This is a genomic window from Microcoleus sp. FACHB-68 (assembly GCF_014695715.1).
Lineage (GTDB): Bacteria > Cyanobacteriota > Cyanobacteriia > Cyanobacteriales > Oscillatoriaceae > FACHB-68.
On the sequence record NZ_JACJOT010000018.1, the window covers coordinates 436376 to 462882 of the forward strand.

Annotated in this window: 21 protein-coding genes and 1 pseudogene; 6 read left to right on the forward strand and 16 right to left on the reverse strand. The window is 47.4% G+C overall.

Annotation, left to right across the window (positions count from 1 at the left end; all coding sequences use genetic code 11):
* Positions 1–103: 103 nt before the first annotated feature.
* From H6F73_RS25600 to H6F73_RS25620, 5 genes are all read right to left on the reverse strand, one after another.
* Positions 104–2443 carry a tetratricopeptide repeat protein gene (locus tag H6F73_RS25600; protein WP_347239616.1) on the reverse strand — a complete coding sequence of 780 codons (2340 nt, stop codon included), beginning with the start codon at positions 2441–2443 and terminating at the stop codon, positions 104–106.
* 146 nt (positions 2444–2589) lie between these two features.
* On the reverse strand, positions 2590–3030 hold the full coding sequence (locus tag H6F73_RS25605; protein ID WP_190761564.1) for an NUDIX hydrolase: 441 nt from the start codon (positions 3028–3030) through the stop codon (positions 2590–2592).
* A gap of 317 nt (positions 3031–3347) precedes the next feature.
* Entirely contained in the window at positions 3348–3911 is a 564-nt protein-coding gene (locus H6F73_RS25610; protein WP_190761565.1) for a Uma2 family endonuclease, read from the reverse strand.
* A 177-nt stretch (positions 3912–4088) separates the two neighbouring features.
* The gene (locus H6F73_RS25615; protein ID WP_190761566.1) at positions 4089–4541 is read right to left on the reverse strand and encodes a DUF3531 family protein; all 453 of its coding nucleotides are present in this window, start codon (positions 4539–4541) and stop codon (positions 4089–4091) included.
* Positions 4542–4554: 13 nt separating this feature from the next.
* A complete protein-coding gene (locus tag H6F73_RS25620; protein WP_190761567.1) occupies positions 4555–5550 on the reverse strand; it encodes a Sll0314/Alr1548 family TPR repeat-containing protein in 996 nt (331 codons plus the stop codon).
* A gap of 419 nt (positions 5551–5969) precedes the next feature.
* On the opposite strand from H6F73_RS25620, the gene H6F73_RS25625 reads away from it, so the two are divergent.
* Positions 5970–6662 (forward strand): energy-coupling factor ABC transporter ATP-binding protein, encoded by a 693-nt coding sequence (locus H6F73_RS25625; protein WP_190761568.1) that lies wholly within the window; start codon positions 5970–5972, stop codon positions 6660–6662.
* 96 nt (positions 6663–6758) lie between these two features.
* Complete coding sequence (gene rsmG / locus H6F73_RS25630; RefSeq protein WP_242072654.1) at positions 6759–7493, forward strand: 16S rRNA (guanine(527)-N(7))-methyltransferase RsmG; 735 nt, start codon at positions 6759–6761, stop codon at positions 7491–7493.
* A 124-nt stretch (positions 7494–7617) separates the two neighbouring features.
* On the opposite strand, the gene H6F73_RS25635 is transcribed toward rsmG, so the two are convergent.
* From H6F73_RS25635 to rpiA, 5 genes are all read right to left on the reverse strand, one after another.
* Positions 7618–8400 (reverse strand): superoxide dismutase, encoded by a 783-nt coding sequence (locus H6F73_RS25635; RefSeq protein WP_190761569.1) that lies wholly within the window; start codon positions 8398–8400, stop codon positions 7618–7620.
* A gap of 230 nt (positions 8401–8630) precedes the next feature.
* Positions 8631–9263: a hypothetical protein gene (locus H6F73_RS25640; RefSeq protein WP_190761570.1), complete on the reverse strand. Its 633-nt coding sequence runs from the start codon at positions 9261–9263 to the stop codon at positions 8631–8633.
* Positions 9260–10216 carry a sialate O-acetylesterase gene (locus H6F73_RS25645; protein ID WP_190761571.1) on the reverse strand — a complete coding sequence of 319 codons (957 nt, stop codon included), beginning with the start codon at positions 10214–10216 and terminating at the stop codon, positions 9260–9262. The genes H6F73_RS25640 and H6F73_RS25645 overlap by 4 nt, the downstream gene beginning before the upstream one ends.
* 2 nt (positions 10217–10218) lie before the next feature.
* Positions 10219–11400, reverse strand: a complete 1182-nt coding sequence (locus H6F73_RS25650; protein ID WP_190761572.1) for an aldo/keto reductase — start codon at positions 11398–11400, stop codon at positions 10219–10221.
* A gap of 156 nt (positions 11401–11556) precedes the next feature.
* The gene (gene rpiA / locus H6F73_RS25655; RefSeq protein ID WP_190761573.1) at positions 11557–12267 is read right to left on the reverse strand and encodes a ribose-5-phosphate isomerase RpiA; all 711 of its coding nucleotides are present in this window, start codon (positions 12265–12267) and stop codon (positions 11557–11559) included.
* Between the two features lie 154 nt (positions 12268–12421).
* Here rpiA and H6F73_RS25660 point away from each other — a divergent pair, with 154 nt between their 5' ends.
* Positions 12422–12721, forward strand: a complete 300-nt coding sequence (locus tag H6F73_RS25660) for a DUF3288 family protein (protein WP_190761574.1) — start codon at positions 12422–12424, stop codon at positions 12719–12721.
* A gap of 78 nt (positions 12722–12799) precedes the next feature.
* On the opposite strand, the gene H6F73_RS25665 is transcribed toward H6F73_RS25660, so the two are convergent.
* Positions 12800–14284 (reverse strand): MlaD family protein, encoded by a 1485-nt coding sequence (locus tag H6F73_RS25665; RefSeq protein WP_190761575.1) that lies wholly within the window; start codon positions 14282–14284, stop codon positions 12800–12802.
* Positions 14285–14417: 133 nt separating this feature from the next.
* Entirely contained in the window at positions 14418–15206 is a 789-nt protein-coding gene (locus tag H6F73_RS25670; RefSeq protein WP_190761576.1) for an ABC transporter ATP-binding protein, read from the reverse strand.
* 253 nt (positions 15207–15459) lie between these two features.
* Between H6F73_RS25670 and H6F73_RS25675 the strand changes: the two genes are divergently transcribed.
* Both H6F73_RS25675 and tsaE read left to right on the forward strand, forming a co-directional pair.
* Positions 15460–16827 (forward strand): gluconeogenesis factor YvcK family protein, encoded by a 1368-nt coding sequence (locus tag H6F73_RS25675; protein WP_190761577.1) that lies wholly within the window; start codon positions 15460–15462, stop codon positions 16825–16827.
* Positions 16828–17039: 212 nt separating this feature from the next.
* Positions 17040–17519: a tRNA (adenosine(37)-N6)-threonylcarbamoyltransferase complex ATPase subunit type 1 TsaE gene (gene tsaE / locus H6F73_RS25680; protein WP_199330787.1), complete on the forward strand. Its 480-nt coding sequence runs from the start codon at positions 17040–17042 to the stop codon at positions 17517–17519.
* A gap of 78 nt (positions 17520–17597) precedes the next feature.
* Here tsaE and H6F73_RS25685 read toward each other — a convergent pair.
* Positions 17598–18809: pseudogene (locus tag H6F73_RS25685) on the reverse strand (amidohydrolase family protein).
* A 312-nt stretch (positions 18810–19121) separates the two neighbouring features.
* Between H6F73_RS25685 and lepB the strand changes: the two are divergent.
* On the forward strand, positions 19122–19760 hold the full coding sequence (gene lepB, locus H6F73_RS25690; RefSeq protein WP_190761579.1) for a signal peptidase I: 639 nt from the start codon (positions 19122–19124) through the stop codon (positions 19758–19760).
* Here the strand turns inward: lepB and H6F73_RS25695 are convergent.
* From H6F73_RS25695 to H6F73_RS25705, 3 genes are all read right to left on the reverse strand, one after another.
* Positions 19757–21025, reverse strand: coding sequence for a dihydroorotase (locus H6F73_RS25695; protein ID WP_190761580.1), 1269 nt, complete (start codon positions 21023–21025; stop codon positions 19757–19759). The two genes, lepB and H6F73_RS25695, sit on opposite strands and share 4 nt — an antisense overlap.
* 61 nt (positions 21026–21086) lie before the next feature.
* The gene (locus tag H6F73_RS25700) at positions 21087–22448 is read right to left on the reverse strand and encodes a histidine phosphatase family protein (RefSeq protein WP_190761622.1); all 1362 of its coding nucleotides are present in this window, start codon (positions 22446–22448) and stop codon (positions 21087–21089) included.
* Between the two features lie 157 nt (positions 22449–22605).
* Complete coding sequence (locus H6F73_RS25705) at positions 22606–26481, reverse strand: DUF4347 domain-containing protein (RefSeq protein ID WP_190761581.1); 3876 nt, start codon at positions 26479–26481, stop codon at positions 22606–22608.
* Positions 26482–26507 lie beyond the last annotated feature (26 nt).

Sequence of the window (26507 nt, forward strand, 5' to 3'; positions counted from 1 at the left end):
GAGATATTTTGACTGTCCCCAACAAGACAATCGCTACTTCTACTTCTAAATTCTTTCCTAGTCCCATGCCCCATGCCCAATGCCCAATGCCCCACGCCTATCTCTACAACCGGCGCATGATTTCGGGTAACAATTGACCCGGAATCTTTGACAGGACTGCGTTTTGTGCTTGAAATCCGCCTTCTGCGTAGAATGCGCGGATGGTTTGCACAACAAAACTCATGGCGGTTTGATAAAAATCTGGTTGCTGCTGCCATCCCTGCAAGGCTTGCAAATGGTGGTGCAGTGCGGTGTCTAAATGGGCAGATCGGCTGGCTTTATCCATTGGCACTTGCTGATCTGTGGCAATTTGATAGTGAGCTAAGCCTAAATTGTTATGGGTGGAAAAAATATCGAAACTGAGCGCTTTTAGGGGTTGAGTGCCGGCAGCCAGTTGTTGTGCCACATTCAAGGCGGCTTCGTAGGCAGAGATGGCGTGTTGCAAGAACTCAAAGCGCTCTACCGGCTTGTTTTTGGCTTGATTTGCTAAATGCCAGTAGGCGGTGCCTAAGTTATTTTGCGTGGCGGCGCAGGCGGCGGGCATTGCGTCTGCGGTACGATAACCCAAGGCAATTTGATAGGCGCTGATGGCGAGTAAGAGATAGTCTTCAGGTTGTTCGTACTGTGCCAAATTCCAATACGCTGTACCCAAGTTATTTTGAATCATGGCATAGTCGAGGGGCTGCCGGTCTGGGCTGTAGTACCGCAGGGCTTCGTTATAGGCTGAAATCGCTTGCTTGAGGTTGGGAATTGGCTGTTGGTGCTGTGCTAAATTCCAGTAAGCGGTGCCTAAGTTATTTAGGGTTGAGGCATACTGTGCCGGCGTTCCCGTATTGGGGTTGTCTACTTCCCACCGGCGGTATCTCAGGGCTTCTTGATAGGCTAAAACCGATTGATGCAGGTTTTCTGCCGGCTCTCGATAACGCGCCAAATCTCCGTAAACAGCTCCCAAGTTATTCTGAATCATCGCATAAGATTGGGGCTGGGTTTGCGGGTTGATATTCATCAACGCTGCGTGATATGCGTGAATTCCCAACTCTAAGTAAGGCAATTTTTGCTCTGCCGGCATCACATAACGCGACAGCATCCAGTAGAGGTTGCCTAAATCATTTAAAATATCCGGAACTTGAGGAGACGCCGCATCCTGAAATTCCAGCATTTGCTCATAAGCGCGAATGGCGATCGTCAGGTTTTGCTGTGTGGCGTCTCCCTGTTCGATGCGCGTGCGGTAAATATCTCCGAGGGATTGATAGGCGCTTGCCAAGGCGGCTGGTGCGTGGGGTTGCCGGTGTAATTGCTCGATTGTTTGCAAGCTTTGGATCGGCTGGGAATGCTTTAATTCCCCATCCCAACCGGCTTCTTGGGTGGCACTGGCTAAGACTAAATCCACCAATTCGGCGACTGTTTTCGACTCTTGTTTAAGCCGGCTGAAGTCTGAAGGCTGAAGTTTGAAGTCTAAGTTTTCGGTTTTTAGTTGTTTTTTGTCGGGTGAGTGGGGAGGGGGAGACGGTAACAGCGGTTCCTGTATCTTTGGACTGGCGGAGTCTAGCGCCCCAACTGAATGATTAAGCTCTAGCTCATCTTCAAGGTGGGTGTTGCCAAAGTCAGCCGGATCGAGGATGAAGTGTGAGTGATCAATCGGAGTCTGCGCCGTTTGACTGCTCTCTTGCGGCTGTGGTTGTCTGCGGGGGGGTTGTTGCCGATCAGGTTGGCTGGGGGCTTTTGCCTTCAGGTTAGCCGGTAGAGTGGCTTTTTTCTTAGCGGCTGTGCGATTCTGGGGTGCGCCTTGGTGGTTGTCGGAGGGGGTTGCCGGCTTGGGATCGCCTTCAAATTCAAAGACGCCGGTGCGCCAACTCCAAAATTCCGGTGCAGACTCTTGGATGGAACGCAACCAAGGGCGGGGCACCCAAAGCAACAGGTTAGACTCTAAGGTGGGCAGGGTGCGCTCAATATCGCGCAGATAGCTAAGAAATGACCATTGTAATGCCGGCTGCTGGCGCGTTAAACGTTCTACGCCTAGAATTTGAAAGCCAGGTGAGGTGCCGGTGTTGTTAAGGGCGGGATGCTGGGCGAACCACTGGACAATTTGAGCGATAGGATTGGGGTGGCGCAAGTTCAGCCGCAAGCTGACTATTCCCGGAAGGTTCGATTTTTCTAGGGGTTCAGGGGTTTCTTCGGTTTGTTCCTCTGGCAGAGGATAGCCGAGTTCCGCCTGTAAATGAGCTGCGAGGAGATCGCGCAGAGGCAGATCGTCACACACTCCCACAAAAATTTGCCGGCGCAGATCCAGACTCAACGCCAGTTTCATGCGTTGATAAGTTTGCCGGTTTAAGCCTGAAATTTTTGGGGCAGCAATTTTTGTCACAGGTTTGCTATTGAGGAGAGGGCGGTTAGGAAGTTGCACCTATGATCGCCTTGAATAGGGAAATCCATTCGCTGTGTCTAGCTTTACAGCAAATGTTAGCTAAGTTCAGGATATGCCGGCTGCCGGCTATGAGTTAAAAAGAATTGAGGAGATTTAAGGGTTATTTATAAAATAACCCAATTTTTTCAAAGCTGCGCTGATAAATAGTCGAAAAACGCTTCAGGAACTAGCCGTAACTCTCCAGATTTACAGCGTTCAATATCTACCCACAGCGCTGTTTTTTGCCGTTCACCTTCGGCAAAGGTGAATTGCTCTAGCTCATAAAATTTGCGATCAACAAAGTCACACTGATAAAGCTGAATCAATTCGTGTCCAGGGTTTCCGTTGAATACAAAGAGGTTTTCTAGACAACCTAAATAATGAATATTGGTTAATTCCGCTTGAATTTCCTCTTGAAATTCCCGTTCTAAGGCTTGCCGGCTGGTTTCACCAAAGTCAACGCCTCCCCCCATTGCGCGATAGAATGTCTGTTGTTTAACCGGATCGTAACCTTCTGATAAGAAGATGCGCTCACCATCCCGAATTAGCCCTAGGGCTAGCACCCGAATTTCACCTTGTCTGTACATTGTTGTCAGTGGTTTTTATAGAGAAGTTAAGAAGTTGTTACAAAGCTTTAGGCTTTCTAATGTCGGCTTCTAAGTTTAGCCGATTTCTAACAACTGTTGAGCCAGCCGTTTTAAAATACTGAGAATAGTATACAGCTCATTGCCTGGATTGCAAAGGTTGAATGGTTTAGATAATAATGTTTACAGGAATATATCTTATTTAGTCAGTTTAATAAACAGGAAATTTCTGCCATTTGTCAGGATTCCTTACATCTGTTGATGAGAATTAGGGTTAGCTAACATATAAGCTTTTCTCTGTGCTAGTCTCCCCTGCAATTTCAGGCTAGCAGCTCGTCTACGGCAATACTAAAACCTTGCAAAACTGTTTGAGTGCTAACGGTTGTCCCAGAAATGAAAACGAGCTGCCGGTTTTTTGTCACGACAATAATCCATTTATTCTCAGAAAAAATGAGCCAAACTTCTTCACCACCTGACTGTAAATACTCTTGAGATTTAGCAATAAGTTCTTCAGCAAAGTCTGTTGGAGAAACAATTTCAGCACATAATGGGAAACTCTGAGGTAAAGCAGCCGCCTCACCAAATTGAGCCTGCAATTCTGGAGTTAGATATGCAACATCAGGCTTACGTCCTTGCTTAGTGGTGCAGCAGGGTGGACTTATATAAACTTCTCCTCCTTGTCCACTGGATTCTTTATAAGTTCGCCAATAGGAATCTAGTTTTGATTGAATTCGACTGTGCTTGAGTGTCATGCCGGTTTTCTCCTCTAATTGCCCATTTACCCATTCCATATTGTTGGGTGGGTTTTGCATCCATTCTTCTAGCGAAATTTTGTTAGATTCGCCGGCTTGAATATTGGATGATTGAACTGCTGCAATTACCATTTCAGATAGCCTCCTTGTTGTACTTTTTGAGCCGGCAGCTCAGTTAGCTACCCTCACCCGCAAATTCTCACTATTCAAAGCTTAAAACAAATTAAAAATAGGGGCGTGATATGTCGCCCCTACTTTTGCAAAACTTCATGGTTTTACGCTATTGATTACATCCCTTGCAATCTTTCATCAATTATCGCCGGCAAAGTCAGCTTGGCTGCGTTTTCTATCAACCGGCCAGTCTGGATTTTCGCCGCCAATAATCAATTTTTCAATCGTGACATACTCTTTGCTAAATTGATTGAAGGTGCTGATCAGTACATCCAGGGCGAGTGCGTCACTGGTGCCCAAATCAAACCAGCAACGCGCCCAAGTTCCTTGATAGTCAACTTCTGCCATATTGTGCATGAGTGCCATCATGCTGTTATCCGCTGTGTCAGTGTCATAGTCCATGTAGCTGAGATCGATGCCGGCTTCCTGCACCTGAAGATTTTCAGCGTTGAAGCCTCCTAGTTTTCCTAGAAAAAACCAGGAACTGAACACTTCTTCGACATACTGCTTTTCTACATTGCTTGGAACTGTACTGAATTCCAACCAAATCCACAAATCAAATGGGTCAAATTCTCGAAACTGTACTTGCATTGTTATTAACGATTTATTCGAGTCGTGGTAATTCGCTGGGACCCCAATTACCCTTGCCTTCTCTTATTTTATCTCGCACTGCGTCACAATTCCAAGTTTTATTCTCCAGGCGCTTTTCATTTTTGCAGTGTTCGTAAAATATTTGCTGAACCAGGCTTTTTGGAAGCTGTTCGGGTTTGGCTAAAGCGGTCTGGAAATGTTGTTTTGCTTCTTTGTTATTCTTCAGATTTACCAAAATCTGAGCTTTTAAATAGTGTGCTTCGGGATTGTTGGGTGTCTCAGCAACGGAACGATTAACCGATTCGAGTGCCTTATCATATTGTTTCATATTTCGGCGTCCAACTGCAATACCGCGATCAGCTAAATAGCGCGGGCCGGCATACTTTTCTAAGCGAGAAATTGCGTCATCCGGATTGGAAAAAGGTAGCGTTGTCGCTAGCATCAGATCCATATATCCTTTAATCAAGTTAACTTCTGGATCTTGAGGAGCAATTTTTTCAGCAGCATCGAGATGTTGAAAGACTTGTCGCAATTTTGTCAAGGCTGCGGGACTGCCTTTAACTGTACCTTCCTTACTGAGGATATAAGCACCTTCTAAGAAATGCCCAACGGCTACATAAAGATTGCTGCGTAGAGGGTTACTGACTTTCAAACCTTCAGCAACTTCACGAGTTTTGATCCCATAAGAATTCAGAGTTTCTAAATCTCCTTCTGTATAGGCTAAAGATGCTTTCATCGCATAAATCAGTGGCTCATTCGGCTCACTCGATAGCGCTTGTTCGAGTTGGCTATTTGCTGTTTTATAGTCACCTTCCTCAAACAGAGATTTGAAAGCGGCTTCTGTCTTGTCTCCGATTGCTTGGGAATTTGTCGTTCGGAAAGGATCTTGAGCGAGAAGTGGGTTCGCACATAAACTAAATGCAAGTACAGCGCTGCCGGCAATCTTCAAACAACTTTGGGTTGTTAGGGCGTTCATTATCCGCACAGGTGTGAGAAATTCAGTGATCATATTTGACTTCTTTTGAAAGCAGGAGTTGTGGATTTTAGAGGTTACATTTTAGATTGAAACTAAAATTAAAAATCCAAAATGCCGGGAGGTGTTGACGCAGTGACCACTTTCATGTTCCAGTTGTCGTCACAGTGCGGCGTGGTGTTTTTTTTCACCGGCATCGCTGAGTTGACCGAAAAGAAAGCCGTGTGACGATCTCTGCTGGATCTACCGGCATCCAGTGTGTGTGATCGCGTAAAAAAGGGCACACTGGAATTATCAGGCCAATTGTGTTTTTCACCCTCGCTTTCATTTTGCTATAATTGTGCATCTTTTAATAACGCTGAAAATGAATAAATACTTTGGTTGTGTCAATCTAAAATCTAAAATCTAAAATTTAAAAAGGTATTAACCGCTCACCCTGTTACGGTAAAGTCTGAATGCTCTATCTGAGAAACTTGGTTTATCATCCACCGGCCAGTCCTACTGCCATCCTCAAATCCGTTAATTTAGAACTTGCACCCCAACAGTTGGGGCTGGTGATTGGGCCGAGTGGTTCTGGCAAAAGTACATTACTCGAAATTTTGGCCGGTCTTGCTGAACCGACCAGTGGCAAGGTGTACTGGCGCGAGCGGGAACTCAATGCCGAGAACCTGCAACAATTGGGAGGGCTAGTTTTTCAGTTTCCAGAACGGCATTTTTGTGGGAGCACAGTTTTACAAGAATTGCGCCTGGGACACCCAGAGTTAGGGTCAGAACAGGTTAAAGAAGCTTTGGCGGAGGTGGGTTTGGGGCATTTGCCGCTAAACACTTCGCCCAATTCTTTAAGCGGAGGACAGCAGCGACGCCTTGCTTTGGCCGTGCAGCTGATTCGTCAACCTCATTTGCTGATGTTAGATGAACCCACAGCCGGCTTAGATTGGTCGATGCGCCGGCAGTTGGTAAATTTGCTGGCAAAGCTTAAAACTCACTGGAGTTTGCTGGTTGTGACTCACGATGCCGGTGATTTGTTGAGCATCGCAGATCGCTGCTGGACGCTCAATCACGGCGAAGTGCAAGCGGTGGAACCTGGTAAACTTGTCAAGCAGGAATTGTCTGCTGTCAGTGCTGAGGGGCTAGGGATTAGGGACTAGGAACTGAGAATCAGCACTCAGGTGAAGAGAGGGGGAGATCCGGAAGTGGCGGATTAATCCTCCTGATAACTAATAGGTAAAAAGTAACAGTTAATTATGGGTGAAATGACACCGGCAGTGCTGCCAGAAATGACCTCATTGTGGCAGGAAACACTTTTTTGGCAGCCAGATAGCGACCAGCAAATGCAGTTTCAACGCCTTTACGAATTGATTTTAGAGGGAAACCGCCAGTTCAATTTAACACGCATTACGGAACCACAGGATTTTTGGGAAAAGCACCTGTGGGATTCTTTGCGGGGAGTGATGCCGGCCTTAAAAGAAGACGGAAACGTTAATTCATCTTTTAAAGTTATTGATATTGGCAGTGGCGCAGGTTTTCCAGGGCTGCCGGTGGCAATTACTAAGCCTGACTGGACGGTAACATTGCTTGATGCTACCAGCAAAAAAATCGCCTTTCTTAATACCCTGATCAGTGATTTACAGTTAAAAAATACCACGGCTTTAATCGGCAGAGCCGAAGAAATTCGCAAACAAAAGCAGCACCGGCAGCAATACGATCTTGCTTTAATTAGAGCCGTTGGTTCAGCCTCTGCTTGTGCTGAATATGCTCTACCGTTGCTGAAAACTCAAGGTCAAGCAATCCTGTATCGGGGTCACTGGACAGATGAGGAGACAGAAGCGTTTACACCGGCTGTCGAGAAGTTAGGCGGCGCGATTGAGTCGATTGAGGGTTTTACAACGCCGCTAACTCAGGGGGTGCGCCACTGCATTTATTTGCGGAAAGTATCAGCATCAATAGAAATTCCCCGTCCCGCTGGGGTGCCGGTTTAGCAGCCTTTGGAGAATAAATCAGCTAGAATCAGCAGACTTAAAATTAGGGAAATTCTGAATTTTGAACGATTAATTTTTAATTAAAATTTCTATTCAAAATTCAAAATTATTTTCCCTTTTGTTTTTAAGCGGTTGCTTGTGCTAGTCGTTGATTGATTTCCTCCCAGTTGATCACATTCCACCACGCATCGAGATAATCGGCACGGCGGTTTTGGTAATTTAGATAATAGGCGTGTTCCCAAACATCGTTACCCATAATCGGGTACAAACCTTGCATTAAAGGGCTATCTTGGTTGGGTGTATTAATCACTTGAAGTTTGCCATCACGAGAGCGTACAAGCCACGCCCAACCACTGCCGAATTGTTTACTCCCTGCTTCATTAAATTGTTTTTTAAACGCTTCAAAGCTGCCAAAGTTCTGCTTAATGGCATTTGCAATCGCGCCGGTGGGTTCTCCACCCCCCTTGGGTTTCATGATTCTCCAAAACATACTATGGTTTATATGACCTCCACCATTATTGCGAATGGTTGTGCGAATATCTTCTGGGACGCTATTAAGATCGCGCAACATCTCTTCAACACTTTTATTTTTCAATTCTGGGTGTTTATCAAGTGCGGTGTTGAGGTTTTTGACGTAAGCGGCATGGTGTTTATCGTGATGAAACTCCATCGTTTTCGCGTCAATATGTGGCTCTAATGCTTTGTAATCGTAAGGTAAAGGCGGCAGTTCGATCACCGTTGTATTCTGAGCAATTGTTGCTGCGCTTTTTGGCTGGGTTGCTGTGCCGGCATTGGTATTCTGCGATGATGTGGCGGCATTTTCTCCAGACGCACCGCAAGCACCGGCTGTGATTGCGCCAATACTCGCTCCCGCTAAAAACAAAAAATTCCGACGTTTTAAGCTCATAAGATGTACCATTCGCTACAAATTGGTCAATTAGATTCGATCCTGTTATTAGCGTAAAGAGTGCTATGTCGGCATCTATCGAGGGGACAATTGTAATTAACTTGCTTAATCGTCTATAATTCAAGGCTCGAATAACTCAGCCAACTCAGCCAACGAATTTCTAGCTTTTTTCTGCAAACTTCTGACGAAAGTCTCCAAGCACAATCCCTTGTTACACCCACATTCACTAATTACATCAATTCACTTTTTGTTGAGCGAGCATTAAAAGCTTGCATAATTTCTTGATAGCAAACAGCCCAAAAATACAGAGCAATATTAAGTTCACTGAATAATTTAAGAACTCCTTCTAGCAGGGTAAAAACTTCATACTCGCTCAAATGTAGTGAATCTACTAAAATGCCGGTGAATAATAAACCTATGCCGATGAGGAGCAGTCTGTAGGGTGTTGATTGGATTTTTTCTTTAAATGTGAATCCGTAGAGGCCGGCAAGTATAACGTAAACTAAGACGGTTAAAAGTTTAGGGATACCCAATCGAAAAAGAAAGATATGAAATCTAAAAATTGTATTAAAAAGAAATGCGCCGGTTACAATCGCTGAAACAAGAATAAATGAATTTTCTTTCCGACGTGATGCGATTAAATTAAGGATTGCAAAACTAAAGGCGCAAACAATCGGGGGAACAGTACACAGCAGTTGGAATATATGGGTTAAGATTCCTATCTGAAAATCTACTGGAGAGAAAGGGGTAGAAAACAAAGCTCCAACTGAAAATCCCAAAATTTGAGCTAAAGCAATTAAAACAAAAATAACTAAAAAAGATAAAATGTTAATCCATATAACAAGGCGAAAATAGGATTTCATAGTTTAATCGCTTGTGGAGCAGAGAGGGGTTGATTGAAGCGATCATTTTTGGTTAATTGCCAAAATGCATCGGCGAATCTTTGCCCGATAATTTCATAGCTTTTCGTGGTGTAGTGAACCGAATCATTTAAAGGAAGATCGGCGGTAACAATCATGGCGGCTGAGGGTAACTTCACCGATTTTTGCTGTTGTTGCACCGGCTTCCAATTTACAAATAAGCCGGGTGCTTTATTACTGCCAATTTGGGCAAACACAACTGGCAAATTTGGCAACCCTAAATCTTGACGAAAATTATTGACAAATGCAGAGAATTTATTTGCCCATTGATAGGGAAAAAGGGGTCTTTTAGCAACTGGTTTGGGCTTGAGTGCATCGGCTTCTCCTTGAAAGAAAAGCATTCCGGCAATTTCCCCTTTGCTAGAGGCAGCGATTGAGCGTTTTAGACAGGAACCGTAAAGAGTTTTATTGCTCAGGTTTCTTTCCCATTCTGCAATCCCACTTCCTCCTTTGGCGCAGGGAATTAAACCGATCATTAAATTGGGATTGTGTTTTAATAATGTTGTGGCAAATGACATTCCAGGACTAAACCCGGCATCCAAATCCTGAGACACTCTATCAACTTGTCCTCTAGCATTATCAATAGGTTCTGCAGCAAGATGCCATTCGTAATCATTGCCAAAGAGAAAAATTCTAGAATTCTCAGATAAAGTGGCAGGTAAAAGCGCACCTCTGCCTGACATATTAGATTGGCCGGCTAAAATAAATAAAGATAGCTTGCCTTGAAATTCTGGAGGAATTACACTTTCAATAGGGGCTGAAATTTGGGGGATATTGCTACTCATTGTTAGCGCTACTTTTGGCTCTGGCTCATATCTTTGTAACAAAAAACTGAGACATAAGCCGGCAGTCAAGAGAATCAAGAATTTGGCAGTGAAAATAAAGAACTTTTTCATGCTTACTGCTGAGATAATCGCCCCACCGTTTCTCCCCCCAATAGGCGATGAGCGTCTGCCAATAATTCTGGAATTTTATCAGCGTGGGGACTGCTCGACAAACATTGGCGCAAATCTAGCTGTTGCACTCGATCTGCCTTGTTTCCGGGAAACCAATGATCAGCATTACCGAGCAGGTTGTAACGCATCTTAGCGTAATCGATCATGTCATAGGCGAGTGCTAAATTCCTCAGCCATAAAATTACCGGAATATTCATTCCTGCCGGCGTTTCTTCAGGTGCCGGCAGCCCAATATGCCAACTGTGCACCCAATCTTCCCCAAAACACGCAATCGCTGCTTTTTCCAAGCGGTCTAAAATTGGTGGTAAAATTTCAGCAGCTTTATCTAACAGTGGCAAAGTTTTCAAATGTTCATCAAAATCTGTTGGGCGTGCAGCACCTAAACTGAGAGTATGCACTTGGGGATGATTCAAACAAAACAAATTGTTAAACACCATTGGGCTGAGAGGCGCACACAATTCGACTAATTTTTTTGGCGGATTGTAGAGCTTTCCCCCTTTATCTGAAGGGCTGATAATAAACACGCCCATATCGTGCCGGCTAGCCGCTTCAATTGCCGACCAATTTATTTGATTGATGTAATACCAGTGCAGATTAACATAATCAAATCGATTGGTTTCGATTACCTTAGTAATAATATCCGTTGGCCCATGAGTTGAAAAGCCAATAAACCGTACTTTGCCTTGCTTTTGTAGTTCCTGTGCCACATCTAAACAGCCGCCGGCACGATTGCTGTAGTCTAGCAATTCTAAAGTATTGATGCCATGCAATCCCAGCAAATCAATATAATCTAGCCGCAAATTAGCTAGGGATTGCTCAACCGTTTTCCGAAATTCCTTTGGATCAGCAGATGGGGAAACTTTTGTCTGGATAATTAAGCGGTCACGCTGTAGTGCCGGCAAAATTTTTCCCAATTGGATCTCAGAAGTGCCATAACCTCGCGCTGTTTCAATGTGAGTTATTCCCACATCTAACGCACGGCGAATCGTGGCTTCTAAATTTTGCTGATTGTCAGATGGAATCTCTGCTGCCGGCACATCCTGCCACTTATACTGATATCTCATTCCCCCGCAGGAAAACACCGGCATCTGCAATTCTGTGCGTCCAAATCGTCGGTATTGCATGATCTGATTTATCACAACTCTTGCTTACATTCAAACTTAGATGCACCTTAGTCTACTAATCAGTAGAGGTCATTTTATTAACCAAATTAAATAAAATAAAAGGCAAAAATTAAAAACCTTTGCCTTTTATTTATGAATTGTTAATCTTGTTTGCTCTTACGAAATCTCCCGAACAACCGGCTCACCATCTTTAATTTCTCCAACCAGAATTAAATTGGCAACACCCACAAACAAGCCATTTTCCAACACACCGGGAATGTTATTGAGTGTCTTTTCCAAGCCGGCTGGGTCATCAATTGAGTCAAACTTGACATCAATTACCATATTGCCTTGATCCGTGATCACCGGCCCAGCTTTTTTGACGCCCATTCGCAATTCTGGTTTGCCGCCCAACTTTTCAATTGCCCGCATCACCGGCGAGATTGCCATTGGAATCACTTCCACCGGCAGCAAAAACGTTGAACCCAGCCGATCTACCAATTTCGTGCTATCCACCACCACGATAAACTGCTCAGCCAGCGCGTCTACAATTTTCTCGCGGGTATGCGCCGCACCGCCCCCTTTAATTAAATTTTTATGCGGATCGACTTCATCGGCCCCATCAATCGCAACATCAATGTGATCAACATCATCTAAAGTTGTCAAAGGAATCCCGTATTGCTTCGCCAGCACTTCTGCTTGAAAAGAGGTTGGAACGCCCTTAATGTCCTTTAAATCGCCAGATTTCAGCCGTTCCCCCAGATATTGAAGGGCATACGCCGTCGTTGAGCCGGTGCCCAGCCCCACAATTGTGCCAGATTGCACGCGGTCTGCAGCGGCTTTGCCGACTTGCTGTTTCATGATCTTGGCGGCGTCTGCTGTACTCATAACAAAAACTCCTCTCAACAATGATGGCAGCGGAAATGGTAAAAACAGTAGTGAGCGAGTGTCCTGTGCGTCACGCGCTTAGTTAATCCTACTGGAATGGCTACCGCAGGGGAATGCCGGCAGCGTCCCATCCCACTCAGCATCAAAAACGAAGATGGCTTCAACACCCGCAAATCAAGAACAACTACACCCCCAAGCGCGAGGCGATCGCGAAATTGTTAACAGCCTTCTGACTGGAGAGCAAACTGATTACAACTTCGCTGAACTAGCGCGATTATTAATTCGATATCGGGGATTTCCCGGTGCAAAAGATATTCAGGCAGATTTGGAAAAAGTTCTTCAAAAGTGGCAGTTGACAGAACAGCAACTTTATGAAAAAACTAGGCAGATTCATGATGCCGGTGAAGTTTACAAAGGTCGGGGCAAAAAAGGAGATCAAGACGATTGGAGTTAGACAGCTTTTTAAGTGCTGAGTCCTGAGTCCTGAGTGCTGAGTGGGTGAGTGAGCGAGTAGGTGAATGTTTGCCGGCCCTTAGGGGATAGCTTCGCGTTCCACCGGCTCAGCTGCCACACTTCCATTGACAGAAGGCCGGCCCCAGGCGTCAAACTGCTTTTGAGGCGCAGGCGTGTCTCTGGCAGTCCTTGGGCTAAATCTTTCCGTTTGCTTCTTCAACGCCATATTTGCTGTTGCCGATACGGATCTTTCCGCTGCAACAGCTAGGGGGACTAAATTTTGGGCGATCTGAGCTTGCTCCTGCAACTGCTCTGTTGAAGACACCAAACCACTCAACCCATTCACCAGCCTTTTAACATTCGTGCGAAAAGACGGATCGCCGGTTAATTCATCTAAATCCGCCGTAATTTTTTGAGCGTTTTGAAAAGTCGAACGCGCCGAATCCAGTGTTTGTTGAAGCAAAACTATATTGGTTGGATCGGAAAGCTCCCGTAGACTCGCTGAAGCCTGAGCCGCATTTGCAGAGGCAGTTTCTAAATTGTTAATAAATTGTCCCTCAGACAAACTTCGCAATCTCACCGAAGCCTGAAGCGCATTCGCCGACAGTGTTTCTAAATTGTTGAGAAATTGCCCCCGCTGAGCCTGATTGATCAAAGGGCCAAGGCTTGTTACACTGCCTCGAAGTTCTGTACTGGCGTTGCTGATATTTTCTAAAGATGAAAGTAAAGTGGAGCGGTTGTTCACAACGAGATCGTTAAGGTTTGTCGCCAGCAGGTTCAGCTGATTTGCACTGGCGCTCACTTGATTCGCAGTCCCGCTAAATTGATTAGCCGTTGCACCCACTTGATTCGTTAAAACACCGACTTGATTCGCCATCCGATCCACTGAAGATCCGATTTGATTCGCTGTTTGGCGAAATGTATCCGTCGTGCCCGATACAGTTTTGAGTTCTTGCCGAACTGATTGACTCAAAGTTGAAAGTTCTTGAGTTAATTGAGTCACCCCCTGTGTCGCAGCCGCCGTATTTTTAACCACTGAATTAATGTTTTCCAAGAAAATTGGATTGCTAAAGCGGTTAGTGAAATCGACGGTAGAGCGGATCAGTTCATTAAAGCTGACACCAACCGCACCTTGTAAGCGCGATTTGTGACAGATAATCAGGTTTGGGTTGCAATTGGGTTCGAGAGGCTTGGCGAGATTCGCCCCAACAGTTACCGGCGGCTTGGGAGTGATATCAATAGAGGTTTCACCAATAAAACTCGACTGATTGGTTTCAATCACAACATCACGCGGCATCACTAAATCAGCCGAGGCAATTTCAATTGTGACAGCCACTCCTTTCGGGCCCGCGTTAATCTCAGTAATTTGGCCAACCGTTACACCGCGATACCGAACCGGCGCACCGGCTTGCATTCCGCCGGCGTCGATGAAATCAACCACAAACTGATAACTTTTTTCACCCAGGGTTAGCCCTCCCAACCAGAGAAGGAGAACACCAAAGCCCCCTATTCCAAGCAGGAGCAACAAACCAACTGAGCCTTCTCTGATTGTTCGCGAACGCATATTCCTTCCTCGGTAATGTTTTGGAGTGAGATTTGATTGTCCCTTGTCCCCACTTACCTGTCCCTTGCTGTGGGCAAATGAGCAAGGACAAATTATCTAATGACAGTCCAAAATTCGGTGGCTGACAGTTATCCTAACCAATCAGTTGGATGGGACCGGCAATACTGCCACTAAAAAACTGTCGAACCAAAGGTTCATCCGTGGTGTCGATGTCATTCACCGTGCCCTCCCACTGCACCTTGCCTTGGTAGAGAAATAATATCCGATCAGCGGTGCGGCGGATTGTGCTGTCTTGGTGAGAAACCATGACATACGTGCTACAGCCCCCCTGAGCTTGCTGTAGCTGGCGGATTAAATCTTCAATGACTGTCGAGGCGATGGGGTCTAAACCGGCAGTGGGTTCGTCGTAGAGTACAATTTCCGGGGTATCTCGCGGATTATCTGGGTTGCCCATAATCGCACGGGCAAAACTCACTCGCTTTCTCATACCTCCTGAGAGTTCAGCCGGATAGCGATCCCCAATGCCAGACAACCCAACCGTCTCCAAACTTTCATTCACCAGTGAGCGTATTTTCTGGCGCGGCAGATTTGAGCGCTGGTACAGCAGAAATCCCACGTTTTCGTCCACGGTTAGCGAGTCAAATAAAGCTGCCTGCTGAAAGACCATACTAATCCGCATGGCTTCCTCAACATCCCCGATTAATCCCTCTCGTTTCGCTCCTTGAATATAGACCTCACCCTCATCAGGAGCCAGCAACCCAGCTATAATTCGCAGGATTGTTGATTTACCCGTACCGGATGGCCCAATGATAACCAGTGCTTCTCCTCGATAAATCTGTAGGTCTGCGTGATCTAAGACCACACTGTTGCCAAATGACTTACAAACGCCCTTGAGTTCGATCAACGGCTCACGCTCATGCATAGGATGTGAAATCAAGTTGTTAGACTATGGAACCGCGCACTTAGCGGCTACCCCTTAGCGGATCGTCTGCTTTCACGCAGTATATCTTCTTGATGGGGGGTTAACGTGTCCTGATACAAGGCCGGTTGCAACTTTAGTCAAAAAAGCCGGGTCAACCTTGCCTCAGAAGCGTAATGATTTTACTGCCGGCCTTAACATCCTCTAATGTAAATTTGTCTGTCAAAGCCTGTTATCCCTCACCCTTCCATCAGTTATGTCAATCGGTCTATTTAAACAAGCTCTACACGCCCTGAACCTGGAATCACGAGGTCGCACTCAAACTCGAGTTGGCCAGTGGTTTAAATGGTTGTCCCCCGGATTGTTTGTCAAACGCTGGCTGCTGCTAAGCGCTGGAGGCGTTTTGCTCACCAGTCTCGGTTTAGCGATCTGGATTAAGCTGACCCCGATTTTTTATTTGATTCAACTGACTCAGAGTGTGCTGGAGTACCTCGCAGCCATTGTCCCTAACTATATTAGCGGGCCGCTTGTCTTGGGCTGTGGCCTGCTGTTGATTTTTTGGGGGCAAACCCGGACAGTTGGTTCAATTACGAAGGCGCTGATGCCGGCGGGGGATGAAGAACTGGTCGATCTGCTATTGACGCACCGCAAGTTGCACCGGGGGCCAAAAATTGTGGCCATTGGCGGAGGCACCGGCCTTTCCAGTTTGCTTAGGGGACTAAAAAAGTATAGCGCTAACATTACTGCAGTTGTCACTGTGGCGGATGATGGCGGATCTTCTGGCCGGCTGCGTCGCGAAATTGGGGTGCTGCCGCCTGGAGATATTCGCAATTGTTTGGCAGCGCTGGCAGACGAGGAAAAGCTGTTAACCGAACTGTTTCAATATCGCTTTCGTGCCGGCCAGGGTCTGATTGGCCATAGTTTCGGCAACTTGTTCCTGACGGCGATGAGTGATATTGCCGGCGATCTCGAACAGGCGATCGCCGCGAGTTCTAAAGTTCTGGCGGTGCGGGGGCAGGTTTTACCGGCTACCCTAACCGATGTTAACCTCTGGGCTGAATTATCAGATGGTCGTCGCATTGAGGGCGAGTCTAGCATCACTGAAGCTGGGGGCAGTATTGTCAACATTGGCTGTACGCCGGCTAATCCTCCGGCTTTGCCGAGAGTGGTGCAAGCCATTCGCGAAGCTGATTTGATTATTATTGGGCCAGGTAGTCTCTACACCAGTGTGATTCCCAATCTTTTAGTACCGGAAATTGCTGAAGCCATTGCCAGCCGGCAAGTCCCTCGCATCTATGTTTGCAATATCATGACTCAAGCCGGTGAAACCGAAGGCTATACGGTTTCTGACCATATCCAAGCAATTGATAAAGCTTGTGGTCGGGCGTTGTTTAGCGCGGTTTTAGTTCAGCGAAAAGTTCCGACTGCCCAAGCCTTGATCCGCTATGCCCAAGAAAAATCCTATCCCGTTTTTCTGGATCGAGAAGCTGTGGGACTATTGGGCCGGCGCATTGTCGTGGCGAATGTGATGGAGGAAGATAAGGAAACAGGTTATGTGCGCCATGATCCTCACGAGTTGGCACGAGTGTTGCTCCGATGGTACAGCCGCGTTCAAGGTTTGTAATTGCTGAGGAGAAAGGTAAAACGTTCTTTGCCTGACTCAAGCTACTAACCATTAAAATTAAGCTAAATTATCTAAAAGAATTTGTTTCTTTTTGTAAGCGATATTGCGTCAAATTTTATTATCTAAAATTTAATCCATTCTAAAGATTGACAAATAGTAAAATTTAAGTATTTTTCAAAAAATTGTGATACTAATAACATATTCAACAAATGATGGTAGAGCCAATTACAGTTTCTCTAGCAAATGCGGCGGCGACTCATTCTCTCGGTAGGACATTGGGGCAAGCGCTATCGGCAGGCAGCGTAATTTTATTAGAAGGGGATTTGGGTGCCGGTAAAACCACGTTAGTGCAAGGACTTGCTGAAGGTTTGGGAATTACCGATGCCGTTGTCAGCCCCACTTTCACGTTGATTAATGAATATCATGAAGGACGTTTGCCTTTATATCATTTAGATTTGTACCGATTGGAGCCGGCAGAAGTTGCAACACTTTATCTTGAAACTTATTGGGAAGGAATAGAAATGCCGGCAGGAATTGTCGCCATTGAATGGGCGGAACGGCTACCCTATTTACCCCCTAGCTATTTGAAAATTCATCTAACCTATCAAGCTGAAAGTGGCCGTCAAGTTGAGCTGATGCCGGTGGGTGGGTTTGATATCCCTGAGAGGTTGCATCAATTTCAACAGCACTGATCGGCACTTTCGGGTTGGTTGAGAAGGGTGTGTTTCTAAATGCAAAGTCGGCACTTTGTATTTACAATTTTGAAGCGTTTAAGCATCAAAACTCAAAGCTTCTCCTCGAACTTCTGTATTTAATTTCCCTTTTTCATAAACAACCTTACCGCCAACAATTGTAATCACCGGCCATCCAGTTAAATCCCACCCTTCAAACGGACTCCAGCCGCATTTAGTCGCGAGTTCTTCTCGGAGAACCGGGCGATAATTATTTAAATCGACCAGCACCAAACCCGCATCGTAGCCGGCAGCAATCGCGCCTTTTTTAGGAATTTTATACGCCTTCGCCACGGCTGTAGACATCCAGTTAGCAACTTGACCAACGGTACAACGCCCTTGCATTGCTTGGGTAAGCATTAAGGGAAGAGATGTTTCCAAATCATGGGGTGAGCGTAAAGGCGGGTTCATTTGCGCCAACGTGCCGATTTTTTCATAAGCGCTGGTATTCAGCAGCAGGTGTTGGGGTGTGACTTCGGCTGTCACCCAACTCGGTTTATCTTGGCGCAGTAGTTCGGCTTCTTCGCCGGTAGACAGATGCAGAATATGAAGACGCCGACGGTATTTTTTAGACAGTTCTAATGCTTGCTGAGTCGCTAATAAAGCGGCTTGATTATCTTGAATTTGTGAGTGTACAGCCGGATCTGTTTGGCCGGCAAATAACTGTCGCCGTTCGTTAATGCGATTTTGGTCTTCAGCGTGAACGGCAATTAACCGGCTGCCGGTGGCAAAAATGGCTTCTAAGGCTTCATCTTGATCCACCAATAGCTGACCGTGCATCGATCCCATAAAAATTTTAATGCCACAGGTCGGGCGAGACTCCAGCAAATCTGGCTGATTGTCTGCTGTCGCTCCGATAAAAAAGCCATAATTAACCAAGCATTTCTGGCCGGCCCGTTGCAATTTGTCCTCTAGGGCTGCCTGGGTGGTCGTTAGGGGGCGCGTGTTGGGCATTTCCAAGAAGGATGTCACCCCGCCCTTCGCGCAGGCACAACTGGCGGTAAACAAATCTTCTTTATGTTCCAGTCCGGGTTCGCGGAAATGGACTTGCGGATCGATCACCCCAGGCAACAAAGTTAAACCCTCGGCGTCTATCTCGGCGGGAGCATCACCACCGGCATCTGGGAGTTCCGGTGCTACTTAGACAATTTCTCGCCCCCTTGTTTGCACATCTCCAACTAAAAACTCCCCACTGGGTAAGAGGATGCGGGCGCGGCGGATCAACAGAGACAAAGAAGAATCAGAAGGCATAGTAGTCGAGAGTTTATAGAAAAATTGTGAAGAATTACCGTTAAATTTCTTTTGGGATGAGATTTAAGCGAACTCTAAAATGGAATACTTGGGTCAAAATACAGAAAATGATGCAATTGTTACCCGACAATCGAAGCCGGCTAGTGTTTTAGTTACAATACCATGCAGCCGATTTTGGTCTGTGAGTCTCTCAAACTCTGACAAACTTTGTACAGTTGTATATAGACGAGAATTTTAAGGTTTCTCGGTCGGCTGGGTGGTATTTGTGTCTTCCCTCTTCTAAACTTACTATTATCTTGTGCTTGAACGCCTATGACCCGTGTGCAAAATTCTGCAACCGAATCGAATTCCCCACAAAATCTTGAAAATCCGTGGGTAGAGGCAATTAAAACGATTGGCTTAAGTGTCGTTTTGGCCTTTGGAATTCGGGCCTTCGTCGCCGAAGCTCGTTACATTCCCTCCGGTTCGATGGAACCGACTCTTCTGATTAATGATCGCTTGATTGTGGATAAGTTGAGTTATAAGTTCCAAAGTCCCCAGCGGGGAGACATTGTGGTATTTGACCCGACTGAAACGCTACAGAAGCAAAATTTCCACGATGCGTTCATTAAACGGGTGATCGGTCTGCCGGGGGACAAGGTGGAGGTCAAGGGGGGACGCGTTTACATCAACGATAAACCGTTACGTGAGAAATATATCGCGGATGAACCTAACTACCAATACGGCCCGGTCAATGTACCGGAGAGTGAGTATTTAGTCCTGGGAGATAACCGCAATAATAGCTATGACAGCCACTACTGGGGCTTTGTCCCCCGCGACAAAGTCATTGGCCGCGCAGTTGTTCGCTTCTGGCCACCTAATCGCGTTGGGGAACTGTCTCAGCAGCCGGTTTATCCTGCGACTCAGGAAGAACCGGCAAAACAGCAATTGCAGCCGTCAGAACAGAATTAAGGGTTCCAGGTTTGCAGAACCCGCCCGCTTAACTGCCGGCCCAACCAAGGGGTATTCGCAGATCGGGAATGGAGAGTGTGCACGTCAGGCGTCCAAGTTTGCTGCGGATCAAAAAGAATGATTTCCGCAGGTTGACCGGCAGCCAAGGTTGCCGGTTTTTGCTGTAAACATAGGGCCGGCTGGGTACTTAAAGCCCGCCACAGTTCTAGGGCTGTCCAGGTGCCGGTTTCTACCAGCGTGTGCCACAGTAGCGGCAAGGCGAGTTCTAGACCAATGGTGCCGGCAGGAGATTCCCCAAAGGCAACCGTCTTTTCTTCATAGGTGTAGGGAGTATGATCAATCGCGATCGCATCGATGACGCCCTCCCGCACAGCCTGCTCTAGTGCGGTTCGATCCGCTGGGTTGCCCAAGGGAGGCTCGATATGAAGGCTAGGGTTGTAGCTGCTCAGTGAGCTTGTGTCAAGAATTGAATGCGTCCAAGGGGTACTCGCCGTCACCGGCAACCCACGGGTTTTAGCATCTTGAATCAGCTGGACACTGCGTGCGGTGGACACTCGCATGATATGAACCGCAGTGCCGGTGGCTTCTACGAGTTCTAACAAAGCAGCGAGGGCGGCAGTTTCAGAGATGGCGGGATTGCCGGCCAACCCAAAGCGAATCGAATCCGGCCCTTCTCGCATAACGCCGGAGCCGGCCAGATGCCGGTCGCAGGGCCAGATGGCAACCGGCTTGCCGAGCGGTTGCAGGTATTCCAACAGCCGGCGCAGTAGGGCCAGATTTTGGAGCGGCTGGCCATCTGCAAAGCCCACAACCCCAGATGCGGCTAATTCCGCCACTTCTGTCATCTGCTGACCTTGGATGCCGGTGGTGAGGGCACCCCAGAAGTAGAGAGTGGGGAATTGGGGGTTTTCTCTGACTTTTGTGTTTCGCTGCAAGAAAGCCAAGCCGGCAGGATTATCCACCGGCGGCTTAGTATCGGGCAAAATGGCGACCCTAGTAAATCCGCCGGCAGATGCCGCCTTCATTAAAGATTCCAGGGTTTCCCGTTCTTCAAATCCCGGTTCACCGCTGTGGCTGTAAAGGTCTACCAATCCTGGCCCGACCACTAGCCCTTGACAATCTCGCAGTTGTGTGCTGTCTGGATAATCAGAAATTTGGGGGGCGATTTGTTGAATCACACCATCTGCGATCAGAACATCCGCAATCTGATCGGTATTGGTAAGTGGATCGAGCACCCGGACTTGTTGCAGTAATTCGCTATTCATTGCCCTTTGTCTTTTGTCCTTGGCAAATGACAACTGATCAATGACCGATGACCGATGACCACTACAACGCTCCTGCTGCTGTTTTGTCAAGCACTCCACCCGACAGGTGAGTGGTAATATTCATGGCTTGCAGCACCGGCGGGCCGTCTGCGCCTTTGGGATAATCGATAACGGTAACCGCCCCGTTGCCTTGTTTGAAGTTCCAGAAGTGTTCTGGGCCTAAATTAAACAGGTGGCAGAGGATGGCTTTATTGATGGCATCGTGGCCCACAACCAGACCTGTGGTGCCGGCAGGGGCGGATTTGACGATAGAATCCCAAGCGTCAATTGCGCGATCCCACACCTGCTGCAAGTTTTCCCCTTCTGGCATTTGCACAATTTCTGGGGTGTCCTTCCACTGTTGCAACAAACCGGGGAATTCTCCCTCGATTTCTGATTCAAATTTCCCTTCCCAAAGTCCGTGACTGATTTCTTTCATCCCATCGTGAAGTTGCAGTTTCACATCTGGGTGAGCTTTGAGAATAATTTCAGCGGTTTCCTTGGGGCGCAGCATGGGGCTGGTAACGGCAAAATCGATGGGAACGTCTTTCAGAAACTCGCTGGCTTTTTGGGCTTGCACTCTGCCGTTATCGTTGAGTGGTACATCAATTTGCCCTTGAAACCGGCTTTGGCGGTTCCACTCGGTTTCTCCGTGGCGCACCAATAACAGCCGGCATCCCTGATGGCCCTCTCTGGGTTTGGGAAAAATTTCTCCCACATGAGAGGTGAGATTCATCGATTCCATCTGCACCGATTGTAGCTCAGTGGCCGGCCCGACAATGGTGCCGAAATTGAGGACGCTAATGCCACAATTCGACTGCTGGACGGAATGGTAAGAAGAGGGGGGAATGCCTAGTGCGGTGCTGATTAAGGCGCGGTTGATGCCATTGTGCCCCACGACGAGAACGGTGCCATTGGCATGATTTGAGAGGAGTTCCTGCCAAAACTGCCGCGCTTGTTCATAAATCGCCAATACGGGAAAATGCTCTCGTTCGCCGGCTGCATCTGAAACGACCATTCGCAGCGTGTCGGGGCGAGTTTGCCAGCAGTCGTAGTCTTGGGGGAATTTTTCAATCGCCTCTTGGCGCAGCATCCCTTCCCACGCCGGCAGATCGATTTCCATCAGGTTCTGCGATACCTGTAAGGAGGGATGGTTGGCCTCGGTTTCCAAAACAGAAAGCAGGACGGTGGCGGTTTCTTTCGCCCGTTGCAAGGGACTGGAGTAGATAGCGTCAAAAGTAAGGCCACTCAGGGCTTCACCCACTTGACGGGCTGTAGCACGGCCTTGTTCTGTCAAAATCGATTTATCAAGCCGGCCTTGAATTCGGCGCTCTTTGTTAAAGCTGCTTTGGCCGTGACGAAGTAATATAACGCGAGTGGTCAGGGTTCCATCCTCCTCAAGATTAGGGCACTCTCCCTCATGATTGAGGTTGAGGGGTGCTGGCTCAGAAGCATTTTACCCTTTCTCGATACTACTCTTCTAAACAGTCTGAGGAAGGTTTAGTGGAGTCAGGTTGGAGTAGATGCACCCTGCAAGAAATTTAGATTACGGCAAAATCTGCTGCGCTGAACAGGGTGGATGAGATGCCATTAAGGGAGGCTAAAAGTTCATCCGTGCTGGCGATTTTGATTAACGTGGCATTGCTGCCGGCGGCAATGGTGAGTTGGTCGAATGTTAACCCACCGCCTAGCAGGAAAATATCTTGACCATCTTCAAAGTCGGTAATGGTGTCAGCGCCAAAACCGGCACGCAAGATAAATTGATCACTGCCAACACCCCCCGTGAGGATGTCGCTGCCAAAATCTCCGGTGAGGATGTCATTGCCGATGCCGCCGGTGAGGATGTCATTGTCTTTGCCACCATTGAGGCTGTCATTGCCATCTCCACCATTGAGGGTATCCGCGCCGATGTTGCCATACATCGAGTCATCGCCGAAGTCGCCACTCAGCCAGTCGTTGCCGGTGTTGCCAATCAAGGTGTCATTTTCTTGGCCACCGTAGACGCTATCATCACCCTCGCAACCATCCATGAGGTCAGCACCGACGTTGCCATTTAATAAATCGTTACCTTCTCCGCCACACAGGGTGTCATCCCCAATCTCGCCTAGGAGAACATCATCGCCGGCTGCCCCTTTGACGATGTCGTTTTCTTTGCCGCCGTGGAGGGTATCGTTGCCAATGCCGCCATCTAGCAAGTCATCGCCGGTGTTACCAAATATCAGATCGTTGTCGTCACCGCCTAGCAAGATGTCGTTACCGATATCTCCAATTAGGATATCTTGACCAAGATTGCCCACCAGCGAGTCATTTTCTTTGCCGCCGTAGAGGGTATCAGCACCTAAGCCGCCATCAAGGTAGTCATCGCCTTGATTTCCGTACATCAAGTCGTTGCCATCCGCACCCAGCAGGATGTCGTTGCCGATGTAGCCAACTAAAAGATCACTACCACCCATGCCTAGAAGGGCTTCATTAGCGGTGCTCGCGATTAAGGTATCGTTGCCCTCGTCGCCTGAAAGTGTACTAGCTGGGACGTTGGGGCTAACGTCGAGGTTGGGAGTGGGAAATTGATCGCAAAGACAACTTGCGTCTTCAGGGGTTGGTGTTGGAGTTGGTGTTAGGTCAGTAGCAGTGCCGGCAATTGCGAAATTAAAGAGGTTTTCGTCGCTGTCGTTGGTGGTAAAGGAGATTTCACCGGCAGAAGTGCCGGCCACACTGGCATCGAGTTGAACCGAGAAAGTTGCTTGTCCTGCGGCTGCGACGGTTGCGGGAAGAGCTCCTACAACGGTAAAGCCGGTAGGCAATAGCAGGTTGCTGAGGATTAGATCAGAGGTGCCGAGGTTGTTAATGGTGAAGGTTTTGGTGATGGCAGTCCCAACGGTTGTCGTGCCAAAGTCGAGGGTTGTTGTGGTGCCATCAACAATGTTGCTTGTCGCCTCTAGAACCGCAATTTCTGGGGTATTTGGGGTTAGGGCAGTAGCAGTGCCGGCAATTGCGAAATTAAAGGGGTTTTCGTCGCTGTCGTTGGTGGTAAAGGAAATTTCACCGGCAGAAGTGCCGGCCACACTGGCATCGAGTTGAACCGAGAAAGTTGCTTGTCCTGCGGCTGCGACGGTTGCAGGAAGAGCTCCTACAACGGTAAAGCCGGTAGGCAATAGCAGGTTGCTGAGGATCAGATCAGAGGTGCCGGTGTTGTTAATGGTGAAGGTTTTGCTGATCGTAGTCCCAACGGTTGTGGTGCCAAAGTCAAGGGCTGTTGTGGTGCCATCAACAATGTTGGTTGTCGCCTCTAGAACCGCAATTTCTGGGACATTCACGGAAAATTCAAAAGCCCCAACATCAGCAACTGCGGTGCCGTTGTTATCCCCGTCTTGAGGGCGCATTTGGCCTCGCCCGTCGGTTGCCGGTGCGCCTGTGCCGGTGCCGGCATCAATGGCTGGACTTCCAGCTAGCAAAGCATGGGTTAAAATGCCGCCGCCATTATCTTGCAGAGGACCAAGTAACGGGTCAGCAATTGTAATGCTGGCCGTGACATTGATATCACTAGCATCATTAGGATTTTTTGGGGGAAATTGAATATTCCCGCCGGCATCAACTAATGGCTCACCAACGTGTTGTTTGACACCCCAAGGATTGCCCGCAGTGTTTTTATCAAAAATTGAATTTTTGACGGTTGTGGTTAGATTTTTCCCCCAAAATGCCCCACCCATAAAGCCGGCATGATTATTAGCAACTGTGCTGTTGATAATATTGGTGGTGCCACTGGAGTTATTGATCATTAGGGCACCGCCCAAGCCGCTACTGCCATCAAGTTCCTCGGCTTTATTACCAGAAAAGGTGGTGTTAATGATTTGTCCTGGTGATGCTTCACCCGTCCACAAACCCCCGCCCTGAGTCAATGCCCAGTTGTTAGCAATGGTGCTGTTGCTGATAGTATATTCCGCATTGCCCATGCGAATACCACCGCCGAGAGCGTTGCCGGTGCCATTTTTAATCACCTGATTATTGATGATCGTGCTGCCGTCAACAATGATTTTGTCTGGGGCATAACCAAACAAAAACATTGCCCCACCTTGACCGGCTCCTTTATTGCCTTCAAATCGGCTATTGCGAATCGCAATGGTTCCACCAACTGCGTCATCAATTAAAGCACTCGCACCATCGGTATAAATTGCCCCACCAAATCCGCTGGTAACGGTTCCCGAACCGCCGGGTGTTGAGTCGTTATTGAGGAAGGTTGAATTTTCAACGGTTAATGCACCTAAAAGGCTATTAATTGCGCCGCCGTTAATGCCTTTGTTATTTGTAAATTGGCTACCTTGTACGGTGAGGCTGCCTTCACTTTTGGTAGCAATTGCACCGCCGCCTCGTTCTTGGTTGCCGGCTGTGCCATCATTGCCATCGAATGTACTGTTAATAACCGTTGTGTTGCCACGAAAGCCGGTAAAAATCCCGCCGCCAAACTGGGCAAAGTTATTATTAACTTGGCAATTTTCAACCGTTAAAATGGTGCTAGATGCAGTTTTAATGCCTGCGCCGGCACCGGCTTCATCAATGCCACTAACTTTGCCATTGGCAATCACTAGATTCCGCATGGTGACATTAATGGCGGTATTGTCAGGGGCGGTTTGTAACTCAAAAACGCGGGTGGCATTATTACCACTAATGGTTACACCGGCTGCACTAGCGCCATCAATAATCAGGTTTTTATTGATGTTTAATTGACTGCTTAAGGTAATCGTTTGACCAGCGAGGCTGGGATCAAATACAATCGTATCGCCGGCTTGTGCGGTGGCGATGGCATCTCTTAAGGAACCTGCGCCGGTGTCTGCATTATTAGTGACGGTGATCGTGGCTAAAACACCGCCATAAGCCGTTAAAGTTTCCCCCTGCAATGGGTTAACAGATTCGATGCTGCCGGTGGCAAATTCTAAGTTCCAGTTGCCGCCTTTGGCATCATTGCCGGTTAAATCTGTGGAGGCAGCAATATCTGCCCCGGTGATTTGGCTGAGTTGGGAAATAAAAGCTGAACCTGTGCCGGCGGCAACATCGCACCCGTAAAATTTGATATCTGCATTTTCACTGAGTGCGTCTTTCCACTGCCCCAACTGGCTTTGATAGCTTTCTAAGGTATTTGAATTGAGGCTGCTATTTCCCAGGTAGACATTTCCCGAACTTCCATGAGAAAAGATATGAATCGCGTCGATTGAACCGTAAATATCCGCATATTTTTGAAGTTCGGTAGTGATTTGATCGATTCCATCACTATCCTGTTTCAGGGTAATTACCTTCATCCCCTCGGATACGCCGGCTGCTAATAATTGGCTGTCACTCACGCTTTCATCAATGAAGACTAGCGAACGCGGCTGGGAGTTTTTAGCGTCAAAATTTGGATTGATTGAAGCGATATGAGCGGTCATTTTGAGTCTTCCAGAATAATGTTGGC

Excerpts from the sequence above, each read along its gene's own strand:
- H6F73_RS25660 (WP_190761574.1), top strand. The coding sequence starts at position 12,422 with ATGGCTTCAACACCCGCAAATCAAGAACAACTACACCCCCAAGCGCGA.
- rsmG (WP_242072654.1), top strand. The coding sequence starts at position 6,759 with ATGGGTGAAATGACACCGGCAGTGCTGCCAGAAATGACCTCATTGTGG.
- H6F73_RS25675 (WP_190761577.1), top strand. The coding sequence starts at position 15,460 with ATGTCAATCGGTCTATTTAAACAAGCTCTACACGCCCTGAACCTGGAA.
- tsaE (WP_199330787.1), top strand. The coding sequence starts at position 17,040 with ATGGTAGAGCCAATTACAGTTTCTCTAGCAAATGCGGCGGCGACTCAT.
- H6F73_RS25620 (WP_190761567.1), bottom strand. The coding sequence starts at position 5,550 with ATGATCACTGAATTTCTCACACCTGTGCGGATAATGAACGCCCTAACA.
- lepB (WP_190761579.1), top strand. The coding sequence starts at position 19,122 with ATGACCCGTGTGCAAAATTCTGCAACCGAATCGAATTCCCCACAAAAT.
- H6F73_RS25665 (WP_190761575.1), bottom strand. The coding sequence starts at position 14,284 with ATGCGTTCGCGAACAATCAGAGAAGGCTCAGTTGGTTTGTTGCTCCTG.
- H6F73_RS25650 (WP_190761572.1), bottom strand. The coding sequence starts at position 11,400 with ATGCAATACCGACGATTTGGACGCACAGAATTGCAGATGCCGGTGTTT.
- H6F73_RS25670 (WP_190761576.1), bottom strand. The coding sequence starts at position 15,206 with ATGCATGAGCGTGAGCCGTTGATCGAACTCAAGGGCGTTTGTAAGTCA.
- H6F73_RS25645 (WP_190761571.1), bottom strand. The coding sequence starts at position 10,216 with ATGAAAAAGTTCTTTATTTTCACTGCCAAATTCTTGATTCTCTTGACT.
- H6F73_RS25705 (WP_190761581.1), bottom strand. The coding sequence starts at position 26,481 with ATGACCGCTCATATCGCTTCAATCAATCCAAATTTTGACGCTAAAAAC.
- H6F73_RS25605 (WP_190761564.1), bottom strand. The coding sequence starts at position 3,030 with ATGTACAGACAAGGTGAAATTCGGGTGCTAGCCCTAGGGCTAATTCGG.
- rpiA (WP_190761573.1), bottom strand. The coding sequence starts at position 12,267 with ATGAGTACAGCAGACGCCGCCAAGATCATGAAACAGCAAGTCGGCAAA.
- H6F73_RS25695 (WP_190761580.1), bottom strand. The coding sequence starts at position 21,025 with ATGAATAGCGAATTACTGCAACAAGTCCGGGTGCTCGATCCACTTACC.
- H6F73_RS25625 (WP_190761568.1), top strand. The coding sequence starts at position 5,970 with ATGCTCTATCTGAGAAACTTGGTTTATCATCCACCGGCCAGTCCTACT.
- H6F73_RS25635 (WP_190761569.1), bottom strand. The coding sequence starts at position 8,400 with ATGAGCTTAAAACGTCGGAATTTTTTGTTTTTAGCGGGAGCGAGTATT.
- H6F73_RS25610 (WP_190761565.1), bottom strand. The coding sequence starts at position 3,911 with ATGGTAATTGCAGCAGTTCAATCATCCAATATTCAAGCCGGCGAATCT.
- H6F73_RS25640 (WP_190761570.1), bottom strand. The coding sequence starts at position 9,263 with ATGAAATCCTATTTTCGCCTTGTTATATGGATTAACATTTTATCTTTT.
- H6F73_RS25615 (WP_190761566.1), bottom strand. The coding sequence starts at position 4,541 with ATGCAAGTACAGTTTCGAGAATTTGACCCATTTGATTTGTGGATTTGG.